15 protein-coding genes are annotated in these 17,301 nt (G+C 44.3%); 9 read left to right on the top strand and 6 right to left on the bottom strand.

The genetic code is table 11. From position 1 onward, the window contains the following. Positions 1 to 6: 6 nt before the first annotated feature. The 3 genes from RG47T_RS05555 to RG47T_RS05545 all read right to left on the bottom strand — a co-directional run bounded on the left by RG47T_RS05555 (position 7) and on the right by RG47T_RS05545 (position 5,717). Positions 7 to 3,486 carry a SusC/RagA family TonB-linked outer membrane protein gene (locus RG47T_RS05555; protein WP_171972480.1) on the bottom strand — a complete coding sequence of 1,160 codons (3,480 nt, stop codon included), beginning with the start codon at positions 3,484 to 3,486 and terminating at the stop codon, positions 7 to 9. Between the two features lie 318 nt (positions 3,487 to 3,804). Beyond that, a complete protein-coding gene (locus tag RG47T_RS05550) occupies positions 3,805 to 4,179 on the bottom strand; it encodes a hypothetical protein (RefSeq protein WP_074488501.1) in 375 nt (124 codons plus the stop codon). 374 nt (positions 4,180 to 4,553) lie between these two features. Next, complete coding sequence (locus RG47T_RS05545) at positions 4,554 to 5,717, bottom strand: FecR family protein (RefSeq protein ID WP_074488500.1); 1,164 nt, start codon at positions 5,715 to 5,717, stop codon at positions 4,554 to 4,556. A 502-nt stretch (positions 5,718 to 6,219) separates the two neighbouring features. On the opposite strand from RG47T_RS05545, the gene RG47T_RS05540 reads away from it, so the two are divergent. After that, on the top strand, positions 6,220 to 6,489 hold the full coding sequence (locus RG47T_RS05540) for a hypothetical protein (protein ID WP_074488499.1): 270 nt from the start codon (positions 6,220 to 6,222) through the stop codon (positions 6,487 to 6,489). A 26-nt stretch (positions 6,490 to 6,515) separates the two neighbouring features. Here RG47T_RS05540 and RG47T_RS05535 read toward each other — a convergent pair whose 3' ends face one another. Both RG47T_RS05535 and RG47T_RS05530 read right to left on the bottom strand, forming a co-directional pair. Beyond that, positions 6,516 to 7,124 (bottom strand): RNA polymerase sigma factor, encoded by a 609-nt coding sequence (locus RG47T_RS05535; protein ID WP_074488498.1) that lies wholly within the window; start codon positions 7,122 to 7,124, stop codon positions 6,516 to 6,518. Positions 7,125 to 7,489: 365 nt separating this feature from the next. Then, a complete protein-coding gene (locus RG47T_RS05530; protein ID WP_074488497.1) occupies positions 7,490 to 7,876 on the bottom strand; it encodes a hypothetical protein in 387 nt (128 codons plus the stop codon). A gap of 225 nt (positions 7,877 to 8,101) precedes the next feature. Between RG47T_RS05530 and RG47T_RS05525 the strand changes: the two genes are divergently transcribed. The 4 genes from RG47T_RS05525 (at position 8,102) to RG47T_RS05510 (ending at position 10,976) form a co-directional block, all read left to right on the top strand. Then, positions 8,102 to 8,905: a LytTR family DNA-binding domain-containing protein gene (locus tag RG47T_RS05525; protein ID WP_171972479.1), complete on the top strand. Its 804-nt coding sequence runs from the start codon at positions 8,102 to 8,104 to the stop codon at positions 8,903 to 8,905. Between the two features lie 275 nt (positions 8,906 to 9,180). Beyond that, positions 9,181 to 10,425 carry a hypothetical protein gene (locus RG47T_RS05520; protein WP_074488495.1) on the top strand — a complete coding sequence of 415 codons (1,245 nt, stop codon included), beginning with the start codon at positions 9,181 to 9,183 and terminating at the stop codon, positions 10,423 to 10,425. A gap of 17 nt (positions 10,426 to 10,442) precedes the next feature. Further along, positions 10,443 to 10,706 (top strand): hypothetical protein, encoded by a 264-nt coding sequence (locus RG47T_RS05515; protein ID WP_074488494.1) that lies wholly within the window; start codon positions 10,443 to 10,445, stop codon positions 10,704 to 10,706. A 15-nt stretch (positions 10,707 to 10,721) separates the two neighbouring features. Beyond that, complete coding sequence (locus RG47T_RS05510; protein WP_074488493.1) at positions 10,722 to 10,976, top strand: hypothetical protein; 255 nt, start codon at positions 10,722 to 10,724, stop codon at positions 10,974 to 10,976. A 670-nt stretch (positions 10,977 to 11,646) separates the two neighbouring features. On the opposite strand, the gene RG47T_RS05500 is transcribed toward RG47T_RS05510, so the two are convergent. Next, positions 11,647 to 12,003: a response regulator gene (locus RG47T_RS05500; RefSeq protein ID WP_139235655.1), complete on the bottom strand. Its 357-nt coding sequence runs from the start codon at positions 12,001 to 12,003 to the stop codon at positions 11,647 to 11,649. A gap of 453 nt (positions 12,004 to 12,456) precedes the next feature. Between RG47T_RS05500 and RG47T_RS05495 the strand changes: the two genes are divergently transcribed. The 4 genes from RG47T_RS05495 to RG47T_RS26625 form a co-directional block, all read left to right on the top strand. Continuing rightward, positions 12,457 to 12,927: a hypothetical protein gene (locus RG47T_RS05495; RefSeq protein WP_074488490.1), complete on the top strand. Its 471-nt coding sequence runs from the start codon at positions 12,457 to 12,459 to the stop codon at positions 12,925 to 12,927. Between the two features lie 192 nt (positions 12,928 to 13,119). Then, positions 13,120 to 13,410, top strand: a complete 291-nt coding sequence (locus RG47T_RS05490) for a DUF4134 domain-containing protein (RefSeq protein WP_394365245.1) — start codon at positions 13,120 to 13,122, stop codon at positions 13,408 to 13,410. A gap of 9 nt (positions 13,411 to 13,419) precedes the next feature. Then, positions 13,420 to 13,848 (top strand): hypothetical protein, encoded by a 429-nt coding sequence (locus RG47T_RS05485; RefSeq protein WP_074488488.1) that lies wholly within the window; start codon positions 13,420 to 13,422, stop codon positions 13,846 to 13,848. Positions 13,849 to 13,883: 35 nt separating this feature from the next. Then, positions 13,884 to 17,301, top strand: a 3,418-nt coding sequence (locus RG47T_RS26625; RefSeq protein WP_253187497.1) for a helicase-like domain-containing protein, incomplete at its 3' end; no start/stop codon positions are given.

Genomic DNA, 17,301 nt, shown 5'->3' with positions numbered 1-17,301 from the left:
TCATAATTAAAAACTTCCTTTAATGCCGAGTGCAAACGTCTTTGGCGTGGGATAGCCGGTGGGATAATCCGGATCAAGGCCCAATTTATTTGCGCGCCACAATATGGCCAGGTTGTTTGCGTAGCCGTATATGGAGATGTGCTCGAAAGGCAGCTTGTGGATCTTCTGCTTGGATAGCTCATAACTTAGGCTGATATCCTGTAGACGTATGTGGTCGGCTTTTTCAACCGTAACTTTAGAGAAATTATAAAAAGCATCGCGATTATAATCCCCGGGATATACCATAGACGGGACATTGGTGATTTTTTCATCGCCCGGAGATTGCCACCGCTGGGCGATCTCCTTATTCTGGCCTGTCCAGTTGTTAAATAAAGTGGTGTAACTTATTGAGCCCCGGCGGAAATAGTAGCCAAACTTATAAGAGACGTTGACGCTAAGGGTAAAGTTGCGGTATGAAAAGGTATTGCTGATACCACCAAAATATGTGGGACGGGCAGAGCCGCTGTATACCAACCTTTTTAAAGAGTCCGGGCTGGTCAGTATTGCGTAATCCTTACTTATATTTCCGTTTGCGTCGTACCCTTGCGGATCACCATTGGCAGGATCAAGCCCAGCCCACTTATAGCTCCAGATACTATAAACCGGGTACCCCTGAAAGGGGCTTATAGAATTGCCTGTCCCGTTTGCGTTTACTGCCAGGGCTGCTAATATTGGCGCATCGTAACGGCTTACTCTTTCCACGGCGTGGCTGCCCAGCAGTGTTGTTGACCACTTGACCGGGCCATCGAGGTTCTTTGAAGTCAATTGTATATCAAATCCTTTTGCGACCATGTCTGCGTAATTGCCGCGAAAAACAGTTAGGCCTGAACTTGGCGCCATAGATTTATCGCCGATCAGGTTAGTGCCCTTGCGCGAAAAATATTCAAGGCTCCCTGAGAGCCTGCCCGCCTTCGTCCCAAAATCAACACCGATATTCGTAATTGCTGACTTCTCCCATGTAAGGTCTGGATTGCCGAAATTTGAAACCGTCGCATAGGGGAAATTGGTCCAAGAGCTATTTGAGGCGGAGCGAAAGGTTGTAACGCCTGCGATAGACCTGTTTAGGTTGCCATTGTAGCCGTAAGACGTGCGCAATTGCAATGTTGGCAGCCATGCCAGGTGGTAAAAACCTTCTTCAGCAATATTCCATTTAGCACCCACCGACCATAAAGGCACACTTTTTAAATTGGCGTCAACCCCGAAATAGTTTGATCCGTCGATCCTCCCACTGGCGGAAATTGTATATCGGCGGTTATACGTATAAGCCGCATTTGCAAATTTAGACCGGACACGGTCGGTTATCCGGCTCGTCCCTGCGCTATTGGACACGGGCCCATAATTCCCCAGCGGATTTTGCGGATAGTTGGTTGCAAAGTTTACATTTGTAAAGCTGCCCGTATCATCATTATATCCATACAAAATAGAGGATGATCCACTTGTTACAGCCTGGCTCTGCTCGTAACCAGCAAGAATTGATAGTTCGTGTTTTGCCCAGCTTGCCGAATAATTTACCTGGCCCCTGATGTTGTAAGAAGCCATCCTTGTATTCCCCTGGAACAGGATGCCGCCTAAAGGGATATTGTAGCCCGTAACCCTGTTGTCTGTAAACTCAGCATACTGGTTGATTAGGTTGCGCGTGTAAAATGTTTCCTGTCCCTGCAGGTTACGGGTATCAGTACTGTAATTTTCATACTGATACTTTACTTCTGCATTAAGCCCTTTAATAATGTTATATTTTAAGGACGGGCTCAGGCGAATGTCCGAGTACTGCACTGTGTTGTCCTGCAGCCCCAGTTCTTTTAGCGGGTAGAATGACCAGTCAAGGTACCCGCTGGCCGGCGCTGCATCTACGAAAGATTTTTTGTATTGCTTTACAATGGATAAAGGGTTGCCTTGGGTGTCTGCAAATTTGGCGTAGGGATAGATTGCACTGTAATTTCCTCCGGTTATAAGTTGGGTAACAATATTATCCTGCCTCCGCGAGCTTTTGATGTAATTTATGTCAGCGGTTAATTCCAGCCCTTTGAGCATGTAAAAAGTATTTCGCGAGTTTATGGTAAGCCTGTCCGAACTATTATTTTTGAGATTCTGTAGACTCTTATCATAACCTGTAGAAAAATAGTAAGATGACTTGTCGCTGCCACCAGAAATTGCTAATGCATATTGTTGGTTTACAGCTTTCTTATAGAAATATTTTGATATATCATCCCGTACATCATTATTTGCTAAGGCTCCAATCTGAAGATCAGCCTCATTTTGGCCAATTTGTCCGGCCCGCTTGGCGGCCAATAGTTCTACTACTGGTGAAACTGCGGTATATGGATTGTTTAAAAAGCCGTCATATTTCCCTTTTGTAAACAGGAATTTTTCTACTTCAATAAAATCTGTTGATGCAATATAATTCGGATCATATTTCAAGTCCGGCTTTTGAGCTACTGTTATATTCGCGTTAAAGCTGATTTGCGGGGCTTTATTCCTGCTACCACGTTTTGTGCGGATGACAATGACACCGTTCCCGGCACGTACCCCCCAAATTGATGCGGCTGCCGCATCTTTTAAAATTGTGACATCCTCCACATCATTGGGATTAATACTGCTAATATCGCCACTGTAGGCAAAGTTATCGACTACGATCAAGGGCTGGGAATTGGCGAAAATCGTGGATTGCCCGCGAATGTTTATATCTGTTTTTCCTGACAGCGTATTTGTGGTATTCGCGTTAAAGACCAATCCGCTTGTTATCCCTGATAATTTACTGATCACGTCGGGTGCTACCCTCACATCATAAATTTGTTTGGTAGGTTGCGCAAAGCTACCCGTTGCCCGCTCTTTTGGGATACTCTGGTATCCGGTTGAAACAATTTTTACTACGTTTAGCAGCGCAATATCAGGCTGCAACATTATAGCGAGTGCCGTATTCTCATTTACCGGGACTTCAGTAGTAATATATCCCACATATGTGATCACCAATATCGCTTTTTCGTCAACTCCAGTGATCTCAAATTCGCCATCATCATTTGCTGTAACAGCTTTATCGGTTCCTTTAACCTTAATTAGCGCGCCCGGCAGGGCACGCCCTGCGGTATCTGTTACACGTCCTTTAATAAGTATTGGACTGGTGAATAAGATTTTAACCTTTTGCACTACTGGCTTTTCTTTTGTCTTGACAATGATCGTATTGTCGATGACCTCATAAGTCAGCGTCTGGTTGCTGAAGCATTTTTCTAATACATCTGTTAGGGAAGCATTTTGAACGGTAATGCTGACTTTTTGCATTTGCTTTAGCATCTCATTTTTGTAGAAAAAGCTGTAGCCACTTTGCTGCTCGATCTGCTTGAATACTTTAGTCAGCGGGGCATTTTTTTCTTTAAGGGTAATAGTTTGTGCATAGACGGAAGCAGACACTTTAAAACAGGCCAAAATGATAAGAAGGGTAATAAGCTTCATAACCAATAGTGTTTTAATAAGCCGCCTCCTATAAGAGAGCGTAAAAATTTGCATACTTTTGTCTTGTTAGGGTTAATAGTTAAATCGTTAGAAGGATTTGCACCGGCCCAGCCGGTAACTTGCCTGACATAAGGCCGGTAGAGTGTTGGAAGCACTCTCCGGCCCTTTTATGTTAGCAATCTGATATTTGCTCTTTTATTTACCCATAGGCATTTTCCCTTTTTTAATCGTTATGCCGCAGATCGGCTATTACTTGTAGTACGATTGTAAAAGGAAAAACTCACAGCCCGTATTTAGGAATTGTAAATAAAATATAAATTAAACAAGGTATTCTATCTTAAATGTAAGGGAGCCTGTTGTTTGAAGGGTACCGGCACTGTCAGTAGATACCTCCAGCGTATTAACAGATCCAACAAATTTATGGGAACCTACAGGGGTTGGCGTGGATAAGCTAATTGTCAGCCGTGACCTAAATGCAACTGAACATTGCGCACCATAATATTTAAGTGCAGTGGCGTTCATCCCTGTTAAAAAATCGCTTTGCGGGGTAGAAAGTGTAAAGTTGCCTTTGATCCATGTTGCAAAATCGGATTGCACGGCATCAGCCTGGGCGGCTAAAAGGCTATTTGATAAAGCGTATAATTCGGTTGTTTTGGCGGTTACACCTGCAGCGGTTAATGGTTGTAATGACATAATTAATTTTTAATTGTTGTTGTGGTAAATAATTAATACTGGGTAGAGGGCATAGCAATGCTCAGCCACAATTTGTAGTTTAGAATTTAAATAGAAGTGATTGCGTTTTAGATGCGAAGCGGACAAGGGAGGGATTAACGCTAAAAAGCTTTTAAAAATTGTCCTTTATATTCCGCTTAAGCAATAAGATGAATTGTCATGTATTTTCTTGTTAGGGTTAATAATTTAATTGTTAGAAGAATTTGAACCGGCTTGCCGGTGAAGCCCTTTTGTAGGCCAGGATCGTTGGAAGCAACCCCGGCCTTTAAGGCATTAACTAAAACTGATCTTTATTTACGCATAGGCATTTTCTGTTTATAAGTTAGCAATTTGGATTAAGGCGTCACAATAAGTTTATGGTCTTCAATCGTAGCATGTATGCCGCCGGATGACAATATTTTTAAAAGGCTGGAAAGGTTGGACTTGCGGGAAATTCCCCCGGTAAACAATTCGTTATGGATTTCACCACGATATATAACTTCAATGTTATACCATCTCGAAAGTGAGCGCATCATCGTTGGGATATTCGCATCTTTAAAGTAGGTCCGTCCATTCTTCCAGGCAACGGCTGCATCAACATCGGCATCACGTATTTTTATATCTTCTTCTACCAAGGCTTCCTGCCCCGGCTTCAGAAGTTTAAAGTTTCCCTCTTTGCTGACCTTTACAGCGCCTTCGAGTAATGTTGTGGTAATGGTTTGCTCATCGGGATACGCCATGATATTAAAGTGTGTACCCAATACCTCTACGCTCTGTAATGCTGTCTTTACATGGAAAGGTTGCTGTTTGTTGTGGGCAACCTCAAAGTAAGCTTCGCCGGTCAGCTCAACATTGCGGTCTTTAAGGGAAGTAAACGATGTGGGATATTTTAGTGATGAGGCTGCATTAAGCCAGACTTTTGTACCATCAGGCAATACCACCTGGTATTCGCCTCCTTTAGGAGTCTGGATAATATTATAATTTACTACTGTGCTATTGTTTTTGGAGGCTGTATAACCAATCTGGCCTGAAGCATTTTTACTGATCACACTGCCTGCCTGGCTTGCTAAAGTTCCGTTTTTTGCTTTGGTAAGGTCTATCTTTTGCCCGTTTGCAAGTATCAGTATGGCTCTGCTGCCTCCCGGAAGGGCATCATTTTTTATCCTGCCAATTTGCTCATTATCGCTTTTACTTTTTGAGATGTATAAATAGGCTGTTACGCTTACCGCAAATAACAGTATTGCAGCGGCGGCCCATATAGATGGCAGGCGTCTTAATTTGCGGACAGGCTGGTGAACGGGGAAAATCTTTCGTTCAATGTTATCAGCGATAGACTGAATGGTTTCATCCTGGCCTGAGATTATCACTTCTTTAGCCATCTCATCCATTATTAGACCGGTCAGGATAGCCTTATCCTCAGCTACATTAAAATGATAAAGCAATTGCCTTAATTCTTCCTCGCTGACTTTATTTTCAAGGTATTTTTCAAAAAGGATGTGGATGTCTTCTTTGCGTTCCAAGTGTTGTTTTTATGGTAATACGCTTCCCATTTAAAAAACTCACAGCCGAGAACAATATTTTTGTTAATCGGTACTGTGAATACACAGCTTCAGTAAGTTGTGTATTCACGTAATATTATTAAAATACCATTTGTAGCAAATTGGCTTTGCTTTCTCTTTTTTGAATAAAGCCTACTTGTCTGAAAAGTGTAAAATTACTTTATGTTTTTTATAGGCACTAAAATTTACAGTCCATCATAATTTATAATAAAAAAGCCCCTTAAATAAAGGGGCTAAAGGTAATCACTAAAAGAGGGTTCGAAGCTCTTGTCTTACAAATGTACTTTTATTCTACGGGCGTCAGAAACAAAATCGATAAACGGTAGCATTTAAACGTCCAACGAACATAAAGAGCCGATATGCTAAAGCCTGTTTAATCACTTAGCATTTTTAACGTTTCTTTAACAAAAAATATGTAGGACGAAATTATTCCGTATAATATTTTTGTATGAAAATATTATGTATGAAAACTATTGCTTTTGTTGTATCGGCAGTCCTGTTTTCTTCATGCTCCGGTAAAAATGCGAACATTATAGATTCTGAGGTAAAATCGTATGAGGCCAACAGGGGACATCATGTAATATCATATGACATTACCAGTGAAAAGGATTCAACGCCCGAGTGGCATATTGTAGAATATAAGGCTAAAATTGGGGGTAACGAAACATCTTCGGGGCACCTTGTTTTTGGCGTTACTGGTGATGGCCTGTATAGAGGCGCTAATTCCCGCTAAGCTTGCGCCCATCTTATCGCCTCCGCTTAATGGATGCTGTCGGCTATCATATATAGCAATAAGCTAAAAGCAATTGGCTTACCCGGCTTTCCCGCGAAATATTCCTTAAGGAACACATTAGCGCGGTACATGTGGTTATTGACCGTACCGGTACCTATGTTCAGTATCCGTCCCGCTTCTTCATAGCTTTTGTCTTCAAGTTTACAAAGGGTAAATACTTTCTGCTGTTGCGGAGGCAGGAGGCTGATTGCTTGATTTAAGGCAGCCTGGTTTTCTTTCGCAAAAATATGTTTTTCTATGTGATCATAGGAACTGCTTGTAGCTAGGAGTAGCTGCCCAAAGAGCTTTTTATCCCTGGCTGCTTTGCGGAATGTGTCGCAGGCCAGGTTATGCGCAATTTTGTAGAGGTAGGCGTTTAGTGCCTGTTCCGGGTCGATCTTTTCCCGCTGTTCCCATATTTTAAGGAATAGGTTTTGAACAAGTTCTTCGGTAAGTTCCGGCGATTTTAGCAACCTTAGGGCCGCGCCGATCAATTTCGATTTATAGCGCCGATAGATTTCAGCAAAAGCACGCTCATCGCCCTTTTTAAGCAAGGAAGCTAATTCAAAATCAGTGTAATTTTTAAGATCTGGCATTTTATTAGCCCTAATTTACACTTTTTATCCATAAATGTAAAATCAGGTCAATATTAATGAGTGCAGTTACTAACCGTTTTGGCTCGCGGTTCCAAAGTATCGGTAAAATAAAAAGGAGGATAAATAAAAACTGCCCTGAGAGGGCAGTAAACAATATAGCTGATGTAGATGTTTCTTGAAAAAAGCCCCCCGAAACCCCGAAAAACTAACGGGGGGCTACATAAAGGTTCGGTACAAATGTAAGGATTTCTGCTTTGCAGAGCCTCAGAATTGGGGCAATTGTGGCATCAATATTTCTAAGTCACTGTATACGAATAAACCCTGCCGTTTTTATAGCAGGGTTTATACGATTAGTACACTTCCAGTTATTCGGGATAGCTTATCTCGATGGTCAGTTCCCCAGTAGTCGCTTTAACTACCCCTGCATCGACCACTTTCCTGGACGTGCTTTTGGTATCGATCCGTTTACTGCCGGTTCCTTGGGTCGGTGGATTAACAGGGCCAACGAGAATGATCGGAAGTTTTTTACCAATCGCGCCGGATGTTTCATCAGCAAGGAAATCCACATACTCCTGGTCCATAGCAGAAAGATAATCATCCTGCTGTGTCGTAAGGGAAAAGTTATCCCTCATCCATGTAGGGAACTGGGTCGCGATCAAATCCGACTGTACCTGTAAATTTTGGTCGCTCAGGGCGTAGAGCTCCGTTGTCTTAAGCTTCACCCCATCGGGTGTAAATGGTTGTTTTGTCATGGCAGTTAGTTTTATGTAAACCCTAATATCGCCGATTCAGCCTTAAATATCAATTTTCATTAACCTTTAGTTATATGACGCTTCCAAAAGTTACACTATTTTGATATACTTGTTGCAACGCAGGATTTAGAAAAAGATAAGCAGGAGGAATATATGGCACCTGTCCGCTACAACGACAAATATTTCAGGATCGCGCTCGCCCTGGTCGCTTCCCACATTCTGGTGATGTATAATGAGCCGGATACCTTTTTTGAGGCGGTATTTACCGGTTCATACTGGATTGGCATGGCGGGAAGCTTCGTGATCGCTATACTTTTAACCACATATATCCATTTTGTAACGGTACGCCTGGATAAAAAGCTGGACTGGAAACACCATGCCATATTGCGGCTGCTATGGCAATCCGTCTTTGGATTTTTTGTGCCGGCTTTCGGGGCTTTCCTTTTGGCTGCGGGCTTCTTTGCGATATACAATATAAACATCTTAAAGACCACCTACCTGAGTGAAGACTATACGATCATCCTCTTGATGCTCCTGGTGCTGAACGTGTACTATTTCGGTATCAATTCCTACCTGCTCAGGGATAGCCGTGAACCGGATATTACCACGGGGGAGAATGGAGAAAAGGGTGTATCCATAAACCCGGCCAGGGAAGTACTTATTGTAGACACCCCAACACGCTCCATTCCCGTGAAGCTTGACACTGCTGCCTATTTCTTTATTTTAGGGGGTGCTGTCTTTATGCGCACTACCGAAATGCCGTCCATAAATGATAGTTACCGGCTGGACATCCCCCTGAAAACACTTGAGGGGATGCTGGATAAAAGGCTATTCTTCCGCATCAACCGCCAGATGATCGTAAATTTTAATGCCTGTAAATTTTACAGGCCCGGCAAGAATAAAACCCTTGAACTGTTTCCTGAGCCTGCACTATATGCTTCGGGTGCAAAAATCCCTACTGAGCACGAGCGGCTTCACATCATCAGTGAAGACCGCGTGGCCCCCTTCAGGTTGTGGATGGACCGATAAATGGAACAGAATTGGCTACAGTGGTGTACTAAATCCCGTCCGTGGCCTGTATAAAGAAGAAAGCCTCTACTCCGGGCTAGCCTGGAAAGTGCTGAATTCCCCAATTTTAGTGTTGATTTCCCCAGGGGTAAAACTGATTTCCCCAAAACCTCAATTGAGCCCTTTGTGCATCATAGCGATATAATATTCATTTTCAACGAGTTTAACAAATCGGAAAAACCGTGTTTCTGGCATTGGGCTTTTTATTGTGGTGGTCATGCCAAATTATTATTGACATGGATACACAACAAAATGAACCTCTTCAAGCCGGTCCGGCGGCTAATAATTATGATTACCCTTTAAGGGGGCTGGAATTGCTCGCTGATACATTCCTTTCCGGGCAGGTTGGCGAAAAAAAGGCAAACAATATAAAAGGGTTTGAGCAGCAACTTGACGAAGAAATATCCAGCCTGCAACTGCTGTTAAAGACGCAGGCCTTTGCCCTGGGCCGGGAGAAAGAGATACGGATGCTGGTACAACGCTACCACCTGAGCCTTACCCAGCTGCTGGATGAAACACTGTACAAATCAGAACAGCAGGGATGCAGGACAAAGATTGTAGAGGGCTTATGCAACACTTATATCATGGCCTTAGAAAAAATGGTTGCCTTCATCAATGATTACTTTCCCGAGCACCACAGCCCGGAACAGCGGGTCCCGTTGGTGTCGCTTTGCCGGCAGCGTAAAGAGCTTGTCGCAAGGCTGGGTAAGGTGGAGCAAAAGATACTTTACCATCCGGAAGAAATGGCAGCCGGTGTGCTGTTCAAAAGGCTGTACCGCTTTGCCGCCTCGGGCATGCCCATACCCTTTAAGGTACGCTACAGGGATGTACGTTATAAAGAGGAATTATTGCGCCGTCTGGACGAGGTGCGTTGGGGCATAGAACCCGAAGCCCTGTTTACCCCTGTAGAACAGTTGCTTATTTACCTTAACTATAACAGCAAGGCATTTATAAAGCTGCTCATCAGGAAGATCATGCAGAAGATTAGCAATATTGAGGGGGCCGAGGAAAAACGGGATACCTTATTGCTTTACCAAAAGGCATTCCGCCATATACAGCCTAAACCCGGTATGGTGCTCAACCCCAATTACCATAGCCTTGGAAAAGTACTGAACGACTGGTTTAGTGAAGAAATCGCGTACCTCGAAAAAAAGCCAAACTTGCCGGCCGGGCCTTTGCAGGAACTACCCGGTAATAGTGTACCCGAAAGCAAAAATACCAGGGTTTTGCAAAAAGTGCTGGTTAAACTTTCTTCCGACCAGGCGGGCCTGATCCTTCGTGCCGCTGACGACCTGCGCATACTGGTTGCAAGGTCATTGAGCGAAGTCTTCAAGACCATTGTACCTCACTTGTCTACACCCCATAGCGAAAACTTATCTTATAAGGGGATGCGTACCCAGTCCTATGTAGCAGAAGAACGGGATAAGGCCATTGCGATTGAAACCCTGGAGCGTATCATCAGGAAAATAAGGGAGTATTAATTATAACAACAGTTATCATGAAAAATTTATCAATTTTTTTAATTGCCGAGCTATTAGTATGCGGCTGCGGAAGAAACGAATTATCACGCGAAGAAGCTTTAGCACTTATCAAAAAGGAAAAGGGCTACCCACACGTGTATGGCCATGAAATTTTTTGTGGGGACCCGGACCACGTGACAAAACTATACAGCGAAGACCTGGATCAAAAAGGATGGGTTATCATACACAAGACTCTTAAATTAGGCGAGATAGGATCGAAACCTATAATTGAATTTACATAGAAGGCAAAGCCCTATTTGTTGCCTACCCCTGAGGAGGACCGTAAATATAAGATCCAAAAGGTCAGGCTTGCAGACGAAGATATGGGTGAAATAACCGCCATTATCCCTGACAAAAGCAATAATACAGCTATCGTCGAATACACGACGGTTTATAAAAACATCTCGCCTTTTGCGGTACTGGTAAAAAAGGAACTGGGGAAACCGGACAAAAAAGAGGCTTATTTTGCCTTATCGGATAATGGATGGGTAATACAAAAACAACACAGGTAAGAGAAGTGAACCATGCAATCTATTTTTAGCCCGCTGCTCCTGCGGGCTTCATCTTTGCTTATGGGTAATGATAGGAAAACCCGGGTATGCATAGGAGGATCGTTCACAAAAAAATTTTCCTTCAGGTGTCAACATGACAAGCAGGTCGTCCTCCATGAGAACAACGCGGATTAGCTTAGCCCTATTGAGCCGATTCGCCTTAATTGTCATATTTTGTAGGGACCTTATATCGATTTGGGCGCGCGAGATAATGTACTTTAAAGAACAGAGTACACCCCTATGAGATTCATATAGTTCCTTCAGGATAAGATCGATTTTCCCGGCTTCGCTCATTTTAACAATTGTTTAATTAGATGCCCGGCTAAATTAACCAATTGAAACGTCCGGCATATTAAATGTTCAGGAAAATCGATGAACAGCCTGATGTAGTCGGGATTATATGTAACAATTAGAAGCAAACCTGTACCTTAGCTTTATCCTGACCCAAAACATTTGTTAAATTGTTACCTGACGATGCGCAACCCTAACCACATCTCATAAGAAATAATCCAAGCCAGCTGGTCTAATCTCTTTCAGTAAGATTTTTCTTTTGCGCAACAGATAAACCACATCATTTCCAGGCCTGAATCCCTAATTGTCGATATAATATAAAACGTATATGAGCATTTTATTATATAGATCGGCTAAAATTTTGCTTTAAAGACTCTTTAATTTGCTGTAAGTCCAAACTATTATAATCATCTATTCTTAAAAAGCTGACTTTGCAGTTTTTTGCTTTAGCGCGGTCAAGCTCATCAACTGATCTCCCAAATATTATGATATGGGTTTCACCAACTTTTTCCAACCTACATATTTTCCTTAAGATACTGTATGACATATCTGTCATAAAATGATCCTCGATAAAGATATATTCCGGGGCCATAATCATTTGATTATGTAATGACACTAAAGGCTCATTTAGCCCGGTAAATTTATTAATGATTGTTGACGGATAATTACCATTTATTATCTCTTCAAACTTATTCATATGTTCCTGGCGGTCGGTGTCAAAAATCAGATATATAGTTCTTAAAAAGGACATGGATAGGGTTTAAGGGTATATAAAACTAACGATTTTTAGATAAATAATAGCCTTGTTATACATAGGCCTCATAAAATTTATGATACTTTTTTATAAGCAATTCATAATCAACGGGCATAAAGAATTAAAAATTTGCGTGAATTATTTGTTTAGCGGATTGCGGAAGCTTTGTGCTAAGAATATCCTCACAACACTATTTAAAGCTAGCCTGTATGAATGGTTATTTTATTTCAAGTTGTTAATTAATACGTGTGGATTTCAGGGTTTCAACTTGGGTTTCAACAAAAAGTTGAAATTTACCCGCCTTTCTCTACAACGTTACTTTGCTCTCAGAAACTAAATAAACAGCCCGGCATACAGTAGCCTGGGTCGATTGTAAAACGATAAAAATGAGCGCATATGTTTACTAACATTTCATGGGCGGACTACTTTGCAGGGGCCGCCATTACAGCAGGCATTTATTACAGCTATGTAGGGCTGCGGTATTACACCAGTGACCTTAAAGAATTGCTTTCCGGCAGACGGAAACCGCAATTGCAGGCAGCCCTAAAAAATGGTTCCGACCAATTTGGTATCGCCGAATCCAATCATCCCAATGAAAATTATACCAAAGCCGAAGGCGATGATGAGTTTGCAGAAGTGGAGCACCTCATTGGCCGGCTGAATACGGTAATTGCTGATGCCTCCCAAAAGAAAGCCGACCCGCAGGAATTCAGGCAATACCTGCAACTGGTACTGGCTGAATACCCCAATGTGAAAAACTCCCCGTTACGCTCCTCGGTAAATGAGCTGATCGTATCGGAGTGTGAAAAATATGGCGCTGTTACCCTCACTGAAAACGAGGTGGACCTTTTATGGGACACAAAATAACAGCCCGAAGCGGAGCGTGCTTCCCTGTCCGGCCCGGTGCGTAGGCAATGGTGAACAGGATGAGTGGGCAATGCGACGGCGAAGCCCTCCGCTTTTTTATCTACAAAAATTCTTTTTTACAAACTTTTAAACGTGTGAGTTATGAAAACGTCGAGCAGGAAAACGAGAAAGTTTCCCCTGAAGGGGATCGCTATGGCCTTTACAGCTATAGCCATTGTAGCCATCTCAAACAGCGCATTCGCGCAGGATGGCATTGAGGGCATCAACGAAGCCAACACCAAAGTCCGCAGCTATTTCGCGGCGGGCACCAACCTGATGTACGCCGTAGGCGCGATACTCGGGCTGATCGGTGCGGTCAAGGTCTACCAGAAATGGAATGCGGGTGACCAGGACACCGGCAAGGTCGCTGCCGCCTGGTTCGGCAGCTGTATTTTCCTTGTGGTGGTTGCCACCGTGATCCAGTCCTTCTTCGGTATCTCTTAAAAAATTATCATGGTAGAAAAACTAAAAGAAAAGTTATGGGCATTTATTGTCCATAACAATCCCGACCTGATGCTGAACCTCCAGGAGGAGTATTCAGTCACTAAGTACCTCGAAGAAAAAGTAAACGGCATTATCCCCATGATAGAAGCGCTGCTTGCAGAAGGCAAGCCGCAGTATGTCATTGAGGAACTCTGCCTAAGCGCGATGACCGCAGAACTGAAGCCCTCAAAATTCCTGTATATCCGCTCTGTAATCGAGGAAGAATTCCCGGATGATTTTAAGCGGCTACAGGAAGATGGCGTACTAACCTATGAGGTGGTGAACCTTATTGAAGCCTGCCAGGACGCCTTCGAGGCGTTCGGATTCTCAGAGGAAACCCAAGATGACCGCCATCTGCGGTATGCTATTATCGCGCAGGTACACGATTACCTGCTGTAAGCTGAAGAAATGTGAACGATTGAAAATGTGCAGCTATGGCTTATAATGTCTCCCATAAACTAAACGGCAACATCCGTGCGATCAAAATCGCACTGGAGTATCAGAAAGGCAACCCGGTATCCGCTGAGGATCTGGGCAGCCTTCAGGCGTATGCCGGTTTTGGGGGTATTAAGGCCATACTGTACCCTTACGGCCCGGCTGAGGACTGGACGGCCAACGGAGCGACCAAAGAAGACCTGAAGCTGCATGGCAGTATGATGCAGCTGCATGAACTACTGAAAGAAAACTACAATGATAGCCAGTATAAAGAAATCATTGGCTCATTGCGTAACAGTGTCCTGACGGCCTTTTATACCCCTGAAGTCGTACCGCAGACTTTGTATTCCGTGCTCAGAGAGCAGGGTATACAACCAAAGCGCCTGTACGAGCCATCGGCGGGTTCGGGCGTATTTATCAGTGAGGCAGTAAAGGCATTCCCGTCCCTTGAACACATAACAGCGGTTGAAAAGGACAAGCTTTCGGGGCTGGTGTTGTTGGCCATTAATAGTACACTACCCGTTAGAACGGACACCCATATATCCGGCCTTGAAGAAACACCGACAAAAGAAAATGGCAGCTTTGACTTGGTAGTGAGCAATATTCCATTTGGGAACTTTTCAGTTTACGATGAAGCCTACCCTAATAAGGACTTATCCGGTAAAATACACAACTACTTTTTTGCCAAAGGGCTGGATAAACTGGCAGACGGCGGGCTGATGGCCTACATTACCACTGATGCCTTTTTAAATGGTCCGTCGAACGAGGCGGCGCGAAAATATCTATTTGAACGGGCGGATTTTGTAGGCCTTGCAGTAATGCCCGATAACCTGATGAAGGATACCGGTAACACTGAAGCACCCAACCATCTCTTGGTTGTACAAAAGAATACTGCCAAAGAAAAACTAAGTTTTGAGGAAGGACACCTGCTTGTTGTACAAAACAGGGAAAATGAATATGGCAAGTATCCATCCAATTATTATATCTCGACGCACGACCATGAGATTATCATGGGCAATGAGCGTTCTGCGGGTACGAACCAGTATGGGCGTGCTACAGAGGTAGTCTGGCAAAATGGCCCTATCGGGGACATTGCTCAGGAACTAAAGGACAGCCTGAACTACCAGTTTGGACTGCGACTAAAAAGAGACCGTTTTGAAAAAACGCAGGAAACAAAAGTAGCGGTCCCGCAAGCAGCAGCACCCAAACTGACCTACCTGCCGATGCCCGAGAGCCAGGCACCCACAGTACCCATACAGCTTGGACTTTTTGATACCGCGCCCGCCGAGAGCATCAACAGGGCTTTGGCGTATGTAAACCCGATGGATGAAGGTGTAGTGCAAAAGAACAGTGCCCGAATCATCAGCACCATCAGGACAACGGATAACCCGCTGCATGAAAATGTAGTCTTACTGGCTGCAAAACAGCATAAGACAAACCGGTTTTTATACAAGCTGTATTCCAATGTAAAGGAAATAGATGGCTTATCTGCTAACTGGATGGATGCACGGCTGCTTGGCCATGAATTGAAAAGCCTTTCCAACCAGCTTCAGCAGTACAGCCATACCTTCAGGTATGAGGGCGACCGTACAATCGAAGGACTGTTTAGCCTGAAACGACAGGAAATTACCCCTTTTAGCGCACTGCAACCTTTTTATAAAGAAGGCACCCTTGTGGTGCATTCCGGCAAAGTGGGCACCATAGCCCAGCCGGACGATGAATTTAAGCATGCGGTTTTCCAGCCACTCGTTACGCAGAGCAATGTTGCCTTTTATGAAAGGTATACCGCTTTACGCGACAGCTACCTGGAGTTGTCAGGTAAAGAAATTGCAGGAAAAGAAATTAATTCGAAAGCACGACAAGCGCTAAACAGCAGCTATGATGCTTTTACCACGCGGTATGGATTGCTGAATGCCGCCGATAACCGCAGGCGCATATTGGAAGATACCGCTTTTGGGCTCATTACCCTTTCCTCGCTGGAACGTAAAGAAGGCGAACGCTTTGTAAAGTCCGATATCCTGACCGGTTCGGTGCAGCATACTAAGGAGCGCTTTACGACCGAAGACCCGATAGAAGCGCTGGCGCACAGCCTGAACGATACCGGCAAGGTAGACCTTGATTTCATCGGTGCAGCGATGAAGCTTGAAAAGCAGGAGGTTATCAATACCCTTGGCAACCATATTTATCTCGACCCTGTGAGCAATGCCTGGGAGACAGCGGATGAATTCCTGAGCGGTAATGTAGTGGCGAAGCTGCGCGACGCGATGCGGGAGCATACCCAGCACCCGAACAACCCGCAGTTTTTGCGCAGCTTGCAGGCGCTGGAAAAAGTGCAGCCCGAACGCATCCCCTTTGAACTGCTGGATTTCAACCTGGGCGAGCGCTGGATACCGACGAAGTATTATGACCGTTTCGCGACGCATTTATTCGAGCAGCCGGCCAGTGTAAATTATTTTCCCTCACTGGATGCCTTTAAGGTAAGTACCGGCATGAACCTGAAGGTGTCGCGGGAATTTGCGGTCACACCAAAAAGCGGGCGCACAACCTACGGTTATACACTGATGGAACACGCGCTGGAAAATACCACGCCTTTTTTTACCTATGAAGTATCCACAGGCAGCGGCAAGACCATCCGCCTGCCCGATAACGAAGCCATCCAGTTGGCGCACCAAAAGATCGAGGGCATGCGCGGCGGTTTTATCGACTGGTTAAAGGAGTTGCCGGACAGTGATAAAAAGCAGTTGGAGCGTCTATATAACGATACTTACAATTGTTATGTACTTCGCGAATTTGACGGTAGCCACCTGAGCTTTCCGGGCCTGGATAAAAAAGCACTGGGCATTGAGGATCTGTATTCTTCCCAAAAGAATGCCGCCTGGCGCATCATCCAGAACCGGGGCGCGCTGGTAGACCACGAGGTAGGCTTGGGTAAAACGCTGACCATGATTGTTGCCGCGCAGGAAATGAAACGGTTGGGCATCGTGCATAAGCCCATGATCATTGCCCTGAAAGCCAATGTGGACCAGATCGCGGAAACCTACCGCAAGGCGTACCCATCCGCCAAAGTGCTGGCACCGGGGCAGGATGACTTTACACCGGCACAGCGCACCAGGATTTTGCACGAGATTAAAAACAATAACTGGGACTGCATCATATTGACGCACGACCAGTTCGGTAAGATCCCGCAGTCCCCGGAGATACAAAAACAAATTTTTCAGAATGAACTGGATTGTATCGAGCGGGATTTGGATACGGTTAGGGAACTCGGTGGCGACATCTCTAAAAAGATGCTTAAAGGGCTGGAGATCCGCCGGAACAACCTGGACGGTAAGCTAAAAAGCGTTTTGAAGGATATTGAGGAGAAAAAGGACAGCGGCATCAGCTTTAAGGAAATGGGCGTTGACCATTTGTTTGTGG

This window comes from Mucilaginibacter polytrichastri (genome assembly GCF_001911425.1).
In the GTDB taxonomy this organism is placed as follows: Bacteria; Bacteroidota; Bacteroidia; order Sphingobacteriales; family Sphingobacteriaceae; genus Mucilaginibacter; species Mucilaginibacter polytrichastri.
Note: the sequence above shows the minus strand (reverse complement) of the source record. Positions and strands in the feature narration are given on the sequence as shown.